This window comes from Methylobacterium sp. 001424705 (genome assembly GCF_059816145.1).
Genome location: NZ_JCBANU010000052.1, coordinates 1 through 10094, shown reverse-complemented (window position 1 = coordinate 10094; position 10094 = coordinate 1). Strand labels below are relative to the sequence as shown.

The window sequence follows — 10094 nt, the reverse complement described above, 5'->3', positions numbered from 1 at the left end:
TCCATGGCAGGGCTCCGAGGTTGGTTCAGAGCACCATCATGCCGCTTCCACCGCGCGACGCACCCCGAATACCCCATTTAGCCCCCGAGCGACGCCGGCAGGCGGTCGACGGTCTCTCGGAACGTCACGCCTGCCGCATCGTCGGCCAGCATCGGGGCACGCAGCGCTACGTGTCCACGCTGCCGGCCGACGAGGATGCGCTGACCTGGGCCATCATCGCCCTGGCGTCCGAGTACGGATGCTACGGCTACCGCCGCGTCACCGCGCTGCTGCAGGCAGCCGGCTGGCAGATGGGTAAGGATCGGGTTCAGCGGATCTGGCGTCGTGAGGGGCTCAAGGTCCCGCAGAAGCACCGACCACATAGCCGCCTGTGGCTGAACGATGGATCCTGCGTACGGCTGCGCCCGCTCCATCGCAACCACATCTGGAGTTTTGACTTCGTCCAGGCCCGGACCCATGACGGACGATCGCTCCGGATCCTGACGCTGATCGACGAGCATAGCCGGGCATCTCTGGCGCTGAAGGTAGCGCGACGCATCAACAGCGTGGGAGTGATCGAGGCGCTGGCCGACGCCATGTGCCTGCATGGCATCCCGGAGCACATCCGCTGCGACAATGGCCCAGAGATGATCTCGAAGGCGTTGCGCAAGTGGGTCGCCAAGACCGGCTCGAAAATTCAGTACATCGCTCCAGGATCGCTGTGGGAGAACGCGTATTGTGAAAGCTTCAATGGCAAGCTTCAGGACGATTGCCTGCGCCAGGAGATTTTCTAATTGCTGAGGGAGGCGCAGATCGTAATCGAGCTCTGGCAAACGACCTACAACCACGTCCGGCCGCACTCGTCGCTGGGCTACCGACCACCCGCGCCCGTCACCCTCCCGGATCTGGCCTTCCAGCTACCCATGGCCGCGACCATGCAGTAACGTCGCAATCAGCCCGGTTCAAAATACCGGTCAGGTCAGGGGCTGCATCGCCACGCGCTGATGACGATGATGGCCTACGCTTTCCTGCAGTCCCGCCGCCTCGACGCGGCAGGGCGGAAAAAAACTAGGAGAGCAAAGTCGGCTGTCGCGCCTTTCGTTCGAGGGCGTTGAGGTAGGCTTCGGGATCGCGGCGGAATCGGGTGCGTGCGGTGCGGGCCTGCCTGCGGATGTCGAGGTCTCGGCGCAGGGCTTGCCACTTCTCCGGATTGACCCGGCCGAGGTCGCGTCCGGAGGGTGCTTCGGCACGGGTACGGATGCCGGCGACGAGCCGCACCGCCCCCCGCAGCACCGCGCCAGGCGAGGCCGTCTTGCGCCCGGTGGCCCGCCGCTCGTGGTAGCGTTGGGGGCCGAACAGTTGTTCCAGGGCGTTGTTGGTGCGCGGCAGGTCCGCCACGTCGGCGGCGTGGAACAGACCTGGTCGATAGCTGCGCGCGACCTTGCGGAAGTGGTCGAGGGCGGGGCCGAGACCTTCCACCCGATCCCGGTGGCACCCCATCGCCCCCAGCAGTCCGTCGAAGCGCTGCCGGACCTTGGGCCCCGGCTCATCGGCAGGGTTGGCCAGGAGGCGGGCGCCCGCGTGCACGAAGACGAAGCCCTGGCTCACCGCCGGCCAGAGCGCGGCCGTGCCGGCGAGTGCCCGCTCGATCAGTTGCTGGAGCCGCGCGAGCGGTCGCGAGCCCTGCGGCTCGGCCCCCCTTTTGAGCGCACCCGTTCGAGGCTCCCGGCGACCTTTTCCAATCGGCTCTTCAAGCGCAGCCCCGCCGCGTCGAGCGGGGCGCGGCCGTCGTCGGTGATGGCGCTGCGTATCGCGCTCGCGTAGCCGCATACCAGCTCCGCCTCCTCATCCGTGCGTCCCTCCACCGCCCGCTCGATCGGACGGACGCCGCGGACGCCCTTCTTCAGTTCCTTCTTGGCGTGCCGGTCGGCCTCGAAGATCTGCAAGGCGGCTTCGCGCAGGAAATGGAAGTGGCAGAGTTGATGAGGCACTCCCGGCAGGACCAGCGCTCCCGCCTTGCGGATGGAACGCTGACCGTCGCTGATCACCCCCGCCACTGGAACACCCACCGCCGCGATGACCTCACGCAGCAGGACGGCCAGATCCTCGGCCGTGCCCGACAGCAGGCTGCGAGCCAGGAGCACCGTACCGAAGAGGCTGTCGCGCAGCACCCAGAGCACCTCGTGCCCGACATCCGGCTGCAGGCCGTCGAGCGCCAGGATGATCCGATCCTGCCCAGCCAGTCGTCGGCGTAGGTGAGCGGGGTCGCCGAGTTGGGTGGCCACGACCTCGTCGTAGCGGTCGAGCAGGTTGGTCACGCTGCGCTCGGCGATGGCGACCCCGCGCCCACGCAGGATCGCGTGGATCTCCGGCACCGAGCGATGCTCGCGGTGGCGCAGGACGCCCACCAGGGCCACGACGTCGAGGCCGAACTCGTGTTGCGGCAGGGCGAGCGCGCCTTCGACTTCCGGCCGGTAGGGCTTGTGGAAGCGGGCGCAGTCCGCGGCCTCGCAGCGGCGGATCTTCAGACGGAACTGCACCGTGCCGGCCAGCGTCACCAGCGTGCGGCAGTTCTCGTAGCGGATGCGCATCGCCCGGCCACACGCCGGACAAAGCCGGCGAACCGGAACCAGGACCCGTTCACGATCCGGCGTTCGACTTTGGGTTCGAGACATCGCGCGCCTCCATTGGGCGCCCCCGTAGCCATCAAGTATAAACAGCCGACTTTGCTGTCCTAGAAAAAAAGAACCAGCTGCCCGCCGCCTCATCCCACCATGCCGGCGGTCCGACAGGCCATTCTCGATCATCTCAAACAGCCGCCACCTCGGCGCTGCCCCCATTGTAACGCTGCTTTCGTACAGCCACCTTGATGGAGACCAGCCAAAGTAGTGCTAGGCGCCTATACTAGGCGGCGCGCCGTGACGAGGCCGAGGCCGGCGATGACGACGGCGCAGAGGCTGAGGGCGGTGAGCTGGCCGAGGCCCCGGAGGGCGCCACCGAGGATGGCCACGCCCAGGGCCTGTCCGCAGAAGAACGAGAAGGCGTGGAGCGCCACCGCCGAGGCGCGGGCGGTCGGCGCCACCTCGGTCACCTGCACCTGGAAGGTGTTGTGGAGCATGTAGAAGCCGAGCCCCAGGGCCACCAGGGCGGCGCAGTCGAGCTGCCAGGTGCCGGCCAGCCCGAGGGTGACGAGGGCCCCGGCGCAGATCAGGCCGCCGCCGATCAGCATCCGCGACAGGCCGAGGAAGCGCAGGAGCAGGCCGACCGAGAACGCGTAGAGCAGTCCTCCGGCGGCGAAGCCGGCCAGCGCCAGGCCGGCCTCCCGGGCTCCACCCTCGCCGCGCGCCTCGATCAGCGGGGCGAGGTGGGGAAAGATCCCGAACACCGCGATCGCCTCGACGAACACGGCCCCGAACAGGATGCGGGCGCGCGGGTTGCCTACGATGGTGCGGTAGCGCGCGACCGCCGTGCGGAAGTCCGGTCGCCGGGCCGGAGCCGCCGCGCTGCGGTCGAACCCGAGGAGCGCCGCGCCGCAGCCGAGGGCCGCCACCGCCGCGGTGATGGCGAAGACGCCGGCCCAGCCGATCGCCCCCTCGATCAGGCCCGCGAAGGTCGAACCCGAGAGCTGCCCCAGGATCACCGCCACGAGGAAGCGGCCGATGGCGACCTGCCGGCGCTCGATCGGGATGCGGTCGCCCATCAGGGCGAGTGCCAGGGGGACGACGCCGCCGGCGCTGCCCCCGGCGATCATCCGCAGGACGAACAGGGTGTCGAGGCTGGTGGTCAGAGCGCAGGCGGCCAGCGCCAGGGTCAGGATGCCGAGGCAGATCGCGATGATCCGCTCCTTGCCCAAAGCGTCGCCGACGGGGCCGAGGATCGGCTGGATCAGCGCGTAGGGCAGGGCGAAGGCGGTGGAGAGCAGCGCCACCGTGTGGGGATCGCTCTGCAGGTCGCGCGCCAGCACGCCGACCAGCGGTTCGATGGAGCGGCCCGCGAAGGTGCTGGCGAAACCGGCGAAGGCCAGGATCACGATCAGGCGCGTGGTCGAGAACTCGGCCTTCAGGTCCGTGATCCTTGCTGGCGGCGGGCGAGGGGGGCTGGCGCAGGGCGAGGCCCAGGAGCGGGCATCGCCATACGCGGCCGGGATCGGCCCGTCGATCCCGATCCTCCGCGGTCAGGCCTGGACCCCGGCCCGGGCCACGTCGCCGGCATTCGGCAACTCGGCGATGCGCCAGCACAGGTCCATGACCCGGCGCACCTGGGCGTCGGGCAGGATCCCGTCCGCGAGGTCGGTGAACTTGGTCTCCAGCGCCGCGTCCGACATCGGCCGCTCGACGCTGCCGATGGCATGTTCGATGCGCCGGGGCAGGCTGCGGCCGTCCGTCAGCACCACCGTGAGCTCGACCTGCTCGGGCCGGATCGCCGGGTCGACCACCGGCTTCACCCGGGCGCGCAGGGCCGCGATCACGGGGTCGTTCACCGCCCGGTCGCTGAACTGCTTCTCGCCGCCAGCCCCCTCCACCAGCGCCACCGCGACGGCGTGGGTGATGCTGAACTTGCCCTCGAGGCCGGTGCGCGGCGTGGTCTTGCCGGTGAGCTCGAGGACCAGGGGATGGACCTTCATGTCGACCCGCTCGATCATGTCGGCGGTGAGATGGTGTTCGTTGCGCAACTGCACCGCCGCGTCGATGGCCGGATGCATGACGATGCCGCAGGCGAAGGGCTTGTAGGTGTTCAGCGCCGCCTCGTAGCGGGTGCCGAGCCCTTCCGTGATCTCGCGGTAATCCTGCTTCGTCGAGATGGTGTTGGCCCAGCCGCGCCTGGCCTCGATCATTCCGTCCGAGCTCGTGTAGTTCTTCGCGGCCAGGATCGCGGCGAACAGGCCGTTCGAGGCGGCCCGGCCCGGATTGAAGCTCTTGTTCATGGAGCCGAAGGATTCGCGCAGGCCCACGGGCTGCGAGGCGGCGAGCCCGAGCGCCCAGACCATCTGCTGCTCGGTGAGGCCCATCAGCTTGCCCGTCGCGGCCGCCGCCCCGAACACCCCGGCGGTGCCGGTGATGTGCCAGCCGACATCGTAGTGGTTCGGGTAGACCGCGTTGCCGATCCGGCACTCCGTCTCGACGCCGAGCACCAGGGCGTTGAGGAAGTCCGCCCCCGAGACCGGGTTCATCTCGGCGTAGGCGAGGATCGCCGAGGCGACGGGGCCGGCCGGGTGGATCACGGTCTTCAGGTGGGTGTCGTCGTAATCGAAGATGTGGCTGGCGACGCCGTTCAGGAAGGCGGCGTTCAGGATGTCGAAACGCTCGGGGCGCCCGAACAGGCCGGCCTGCGGCGGGCCGGAGAACGGCTTGAGGGCCGAGACCGCGACGTCCAGGGTCTCGTGATGCGATCCGCCGATGGCGACGCCGACCCAGTTCAGCAGGGTGCGGGTGCCCTCGCGGCGGACGGCCTCGGGCAGGTCCGCGTAGCGCGCGCCGACCACGTAGCGGGCGAGGATCCGGGTGACCTCCGGCGGCACCGGCTTCGATTCCGCCTTGGCCTCGCCCTTCGGCTCCGGTGCGGCTTGGGCGGGACGGACGGCGCTGCCGGTTCCCGCGAGCGCGAGGCTCGCGGAGCCGAGCAGGGCGCGGCGGTCGATCGTCGGCACGGGCATGGATCTCTTCCTCTGGCGTCCTGCGGCTCGCGCCCGCGTGGACGCCGCCGTGCCGGACGCGCCGGGGCCGAGGCCGCCGGCGGGACCGGAACCGAGGCATAACCTGACCCTCGCGGCAGGGCTCCCGCTTTCTGCAAGCCATCCGCGGTTTTGCGCGCCGGTTACGCATGAGAAACAAGATATCCAGTCGGATACAAAGGTCTCGATCCGCCGTGCAAGCACAGGTTTCGCTTTCGGAACATCCTTCCGGCGACGTGCAATCGGAGAGATGCGATCCGGCGTGAACCCCGACGAGCCCGCCGACGGCCCATGTGCTGGCCGATCCGCTTCAGGGCTTGGGGGCCGTCTCCGTCGCAGTGAGGTCGATGTCGACGCCGACCTCCAGGGCGACCCATTGGCCCGAAGCCCAGGGTCCCTGTCCGACGCCGAACTGCGTGCGCACGAGGTCAAGGTGGCCCACCGCCCGGGCCGTCGCTCCCGCGAACGTCAGGCTGAAGGGCAGGGCCGCGTCGCGGCGGATGCCGCGGATCGTCAGGCTGCCGATGGCCTCGTAGGCGTCGCCGCCCTTGGCGACGAACCGCGTCGCCTCGAACCGGGCCTGCGGCGTGGCCTTGACGTCGAACCACTCCGCCTGGGGCAGGGCGGTATCGCGCTGGGCATCGCCGGTCTCGGCGCTCGCGAGGTCGATATCGACCACGGCGTGCCCCGTCTCCGGGGTGGCGGGGTCGAAGGTGATCTGTGCGCTGAAGCGCTTGAAGTGACCCTTGAAGGGCGTGCCGACCTGGACGCCCGAGAACCCGATCCGACTCTGGGCCGCATCGACGGTCCAGGCTGCGGCCGCGGCGCAGGCGGGCAGGGCCAGGGGCGCCGCCGCGAGGGCGACCGCGAAGGCGAGGCGAGCGGCGATCATGGCTGGAATCTGGACTTGAGCGGGGCGCGGGGCAGCATCCGCCGGAGGGTGTCGTCGCGCAGGACGAGGTGGTGGCGCAGGGCCGCACCGACATGCAGCAGCAGGAGACCGATGAGGAACCAGGCCCCCCAGGCATGGACCTGCTTCAGCACCGCCTCCACGGCGGCCTTGTTCGCCAGCTCCGGCAGCACCGGCAGGTGCGGCCAGGGCAGGACGCCGTAGAGCACGGTCGGCAGGTTGAAGGGCGAAGCCGAGACCACGGCCCAGCCGACGAGCGGCAGGCCGAGGAGGAGCCCGTAGAGCAAGGCATGGGCCGCGTGCGCGCCGGCCCGCTCCCGGGCCGGCAGCGTCGCGGGCAGGGGCGGCGGCCGGTGGGCCAGGCGCCAGCCGAGGCGCAGCAGCGTCAGGGCCAGCACCGTGAGGCCCACCGACTTGTGCCACTGGTAGAGCTGGAACCGGCGCATCGGCGCCAGGTCCCCGTGCGTCATGGCGAGACCGATCGCGATCAGCCCCAGCACCGCCAGCGCATTGAGCCAGTGCAGCGCGATGGCGACGCGGGTGTAGCGCGGCTCGGGCCCGACGCGGGCGGTCTCGGTCATGACGCGCTCCCTTCGGCGGGGTGGACGGAAAGGCCTATTCCTTGCGCTCGAAGGCGCCCGCGATGGTGAGGTGCAGGTCGTCGCCGATCAGCGGCACGTAGGTCTTCACGCCGAACTCGGAGCGCTTGAGCGTGCCGGTGGCCTCGAAGCCCACGGTGACCTTCTTGTTCAGCGGGTTCACGCCGGCGCCGATGAGGGTGACGGTCAGGGTCACCGGCTTCGTCACGCCGTGCAGGGTCAGGTCGCCGGTGACCTTCGCCTTGTCCTTGCCCTCGGGCGTTACCTTCGTGGAGACGAAGGTCATCACGGGGAACTTAGCCGCGTCGAGCCACTGGTCGCCCTTGAGCTCGCCGGTCAGCTTCTCGCTGGTCGTCATCACCGAGGCCACCGGGATCTTGATGGACAGCTTCGAGGCGGCGGGGGTCTTCGGCTGCAGCTCCAGGGTGCCCGAGACGTCCGAGAAGCCGCCCGAGTAGTTCGAGAAGCCCATATGCGAGACGGTGAAGCCGACCTGGGTGTGGCCGGGATCGACCGCGTAGGTGCCGGCCTGGATCTGGGCCGGGTCGCGGGTCGGCGGGGTCTGGGCGAGGGCCGGCGCGGCGAACGCGAGGGCGAGGGCGAGGGAGACGGTCTGGGCGACGAGGGATGGCGAGAGACGGATCACGGGGTTCGCTCCGAGGATGAGGGCGCCGATGAGGGTGGCATCTGGGCGCCGGGTCGGTGGATCGCCAATAGGCCGCTTCCCGCGGGTGCGATAGCGCGCTAATCGGGGACACATGGTTGCGCATCTGGAAACCTTCGCCGGAAACCTCGACGATGTCCGGGCCTTCTGCGCCGTCGTCGACCTCGGCAGCATGACCCAGGCGGGCGCCTTCCTGCGCGAGACCAAGGGCAGCGTCAGCCGGCGCGTCGCCCGCCTCGAATCGGTGCTGAAGGTGACGCTGCTCGCCCGTACGCCCCGGGCGGTCTCGCCCACCGCCGAGGGGCTCGCCTTCCACGCCCGGGCCCTGGAGAGTCTCGCCCTTCTGGACGAGGCCCTGCAGACGGCCCGCGGTGCCCGCACCCTGCCGCGGGGGCACCTGCGGGTGACGGCCTCGATCGATTTCGGGGTCGAGGTGCTGCCGGATCTCGTGGCGAGCTTCCGGGCCCGGCACCCGCAGATCACCCTGGAACTCCTCATCACCGACAGCCGCCTCGATCTCGCGGCCAACCGGGTCGACCTTGCGCTCCGCCTCGGCGGCGGCGACCACCCCGACAGCGGCTACACCGCGCCGATCCTGGCCGACCTGACGATCGGCCTCTACGCGGCCCCGGCCTACCTGGCCCAGCGCCCGGCCCCGGCCGACATCGACGGGCTGGCGGCGCACGACGTGGTGCTGGCCCGGGAGCGTCTCGGTGCCACCCAGATCCTTGTCTCGGACGTGGAGGGGCGGGAGGCCGGGATCACCCTGCGGCCGGCCGTGCGGGCCACGGATTTCGCCACGGTGCTGCGCCTCACCCTGGCCGGGGCCGGGATCGGCCACATCCCGAGCCTCGTCGCGGCCAAGTCCCTGGCCCGGGGCGACCTCGTGCGCGTCCTGCCCGACTGGGCGAGCCGGGGCGGGACCCTGCGCGCCGTCACCCTCGCGGGCCGCGAACTCCCCGCGCGGGTCCGCCTGTTCCGCGAGCACGTCCGCACCGAGATGGCCCGGCGGGCCGCGATCTGCCCCAGGTCCGGGCTCGATCGTCCCACGCCTGTGTCGGCATCGGTGGCGACCTGTGACGAGAGTTCAGGCAGAGTGTGATCCCGGGGGCGGCGCGCCCCGCGCGGCGGGGTTCCGGCGACGAGCGGTCCGGCAGGGTGTCGGCATGGTGCGAGACGACGATGAGGGGCAGGATTGGCGCTCGGTCAGCACCCGCCCCCTTAACCCGGAAGAGCTGGCGGAGGCGCGCCAGCGCGCGCACGAGCCCGGGCGCGGCCGGGGCGCGACCGACCCCGTCGACATCCCCAAGGCCGGCTGGCGGGACATCCTGTGGCGGGTGTTCTGGGCGATGCCGCAGGACCGGGTGCTGACCACGGCGGGCGGCGTCGCGTTCTTCGCCCTGCTGGCGGTGTTCCCGGGCCTCGTCGCGGTGGTGTCGATCTACGGGCTGTTCTCGGATCCCCACGTCATCAGCCAGCACGTCAGCCTGCTGGCGGACATCCTGCCGCCGGGCGCCCTCGAACTGGTCTCGGACCAGCTGGTGCGGATCGCGCAGCGCAGCACCGGCTCCCTGAGCACCACGTCCGGCATCAGTCTGCTGATCGCCCTGTGGAGCGCCAATTCCGGGGTGAGCGCGCTCTTCGACGCCCTCAACGTGATCTACAAGGAGCGCGAGAAGCGCAGCCTGGTCCGCTTCTACGCCACCACCTTCCTGTTCACGATCACCAGCGTGGTGTTCTTCCTCGTCTCCACCGGCGCGGTGGTGCTGCTGCCGGCGATCCTCGACCGCCTCGGCTTCATCACCGCCACCGACACCGTCCTGCAGATCGTGCGCTGGCCGGCCCTCCTTGGCGTGGTCACCCTCAGCCTGTCGCTGATCTATCGCTACGGCCCGAGCCGGAACCGGGCGAAGTGGCGCTGGGTGACCTGGGGCAGCAGCCTCGCGGCGCTGTTCTGGGTCGGCGCCTCGGGGATGTTCTCCTGGTACGTGGCGAGCTTCGACAGCTACAACCGCATCTACGGGTCGCTGGGAGCCGGCATCGGGTTCATGACCTGGATGTGGCTGTCCATCGTCATCGTCCTTGTGGGGGCCGAGATCAACTCGGAGATGGAGCGCCAGACCGCCTGCGACAGCACCGAGGGCCGGCCGAAGCCCCTGGGCGTCCGCCAGGCCTTCGCCGCCGACAGCGTCGGGCCGAGCCAGGACTGAGCGGGAGCCCGGGGCTGGGCGGCGCCGTCGCCCAGCCCCGGGCTCCCGCTCAGTCCTGGCT

At 70.4% G+C, this 10094-nt stretch carries 7 protein-coding genes and 3 pseudogenes; 4 read left to right on the top strand and 6 right to left on the bottom strand.

Features of this window, described 5'->3' with window-relative positions; genetic code table 11:
• A pseudogene (locus tag AC6EUL_RS22320) lies at window positions 1-923 on the top strand (IS3 family transposase); the annotation flags it as partial.
• 27 nt (window positions 924-950) lie between these two features.
• Window positions 951-1094 (top strand): annotated as a pseudogene (locus tag AC6EUL_RS22315) (IS701 family transposase); the annotation flags it as partial.
• Here the strand turns inward: AC6EUL_RS22315 and AC6EUL_RS22310 are convergent.
• The 6 genes and pseudogenes from AC6EUL_RS22310 to AC6EUL_RS22285 all read right to left on the bottom strand — a co-directional run bounded on the left by AC6EUL_RS22310 (window position 1048) and on the right by AC6EUL_RS22285 (window position 7805).
• A pseudogene (locus tag AC6EUL_RS22310) lies at window positions 1048-2570 on the bottom strand (ISNCY family transposase). The pseudogenes AC6EUL_RS22315 and AC6EUL_RS22310 sit on opposite strands and share 47 nt — an antisense overlap.
• 308 nt (window positions 2571-2878) lie before the next feature.
• Window positions 2879-4051, bottom strand: a complete 1173-nt coding sequence (locus AC6EUL_RS22305) for an MFS transporter (RefSeq protein ID WP_499872773.1) — start codon at window positions 4049-4051, stop codon at window positions 2879-2881.
• Between the two features lie 102 nt (window positions 4052-4153).
• Window positions 4154-5632: an MmgE/PrpD family protein gene (locus tag AC6EUL_RS22300; protein ID WP_499872771.1), complete on the bottom strand. Its 1479-nt coding sequence runs from the start codon at window positions 5630-5632 to the stop codon at window positions 4154-4156.
• Between the two features lie 328 nt (window positions 5633-5960).
• Window positions 5961-6542: a YceI family protein gene (locus AC6EUL_RS22295; RefSeq protein ID WP_499872769.1), complete on the bottom strand. Its 582-nt coding sequence runs from the start codon at window positions 6540-6542 to the stop codon at window positions 5961-5963.
• Window positions 6539-7141 (bottom strand): cytochrome b, encoded by a 603-nt coding sequence (locus AC6EUL_RS22290; RefSeq protein ID WP_499872767.1) that lies wholly within the window; start codon window positions 7139-7141, stop codon window positions 6539-6541. The genes AC6EUL_RS22295 and AC6EUL_RS22290 overlap by 4 nt, the downstream gene beginning before the upstream one ends.
• Window positions 7142-7175: 34 nt before the next feature.
• On the bottom strand, window positions 7176-7805 hold the full coding sequence (locus tag AC6EUL_RS22285) for a YceI family protein (protein WP_244476511.1): 630 nt from the start codon (window positions 7803-7805) through the stop codon (window positions 7176-7178).
• Between the two features lie 112 nt (window positions 7806-7917).
• Here AC6EUL_RS22285 and AC6EUL_RS22280 point away from each other — a divergent pair, with 112 nt between their 5' ends.
• Together AC6EUL_RS22280 and AC6EUL_RS22275 are read left to right on the top strand one after the other, a co-directional pair.
• Entirely contained in the window at window positions 7918-8925 is a 1008-nt protein-coding gene (locus AC6EUL_RS22280) for a LysR family transcriptional regulator (protein WP_056277341.1), read from the top strand.
• 64 nt (window positions 8926-8989) lie between these two features.
• Window positions 8990-10033 (top strand): YihY/virulence factor BrkB family protein, encoded by a 1044-nt coding sequence (locus tag AC6EUL_RS22275; RefSeq protein ID WP_056211871.1) that lies wholly within the window; start codon window positions 8990-8992, stop codon window positions 10031-10033.
• The last annotated feature ends 61 nt before the right edge of the window (window positions 10034-10094 follow it).

Bases quoted from the DNA above. Each gene is read 5' to 3' on its own strand.
- AC6EUL_RS22300 (WP_499872771.1), bottom strand. From the start codon at position 5,632: ATGCCCGTGCCGACGATCGACCGCCGCGCCCTGCTCGGCTCCGCGAGC.
- AC6EUL_RS22295 (WP_499872769.1), bottom strand. From the start codon at position 6,542: ATGATCGCCGCTCGCCTCGCCTTCGCGGTCGCCCTCGCGGCGGCGCCC.
- AC6EUL_RS22290 (WP_499872767.1), bottom strand. From the start codon at position 7,141: ATGACCGAGACCGCCCGCGTCGGGCCCGAGCCGCGCTACACCCGCGTC.
- AC6EUL_RS22280 (WP_056277341.1), top strand. From the start codon at position 7,918: ATGGTTGCGCATCTGGAAACCTTCGCCGGAAACCTCGACGATGTCCGG.
- AC6EUL_RS22275 (WP_056211871.1), top strand. From the start codon at position 8,990: ATGGTGCGAGACGACGATGAGGGGCAGGATTGGCGCTCGGTCAGCACC.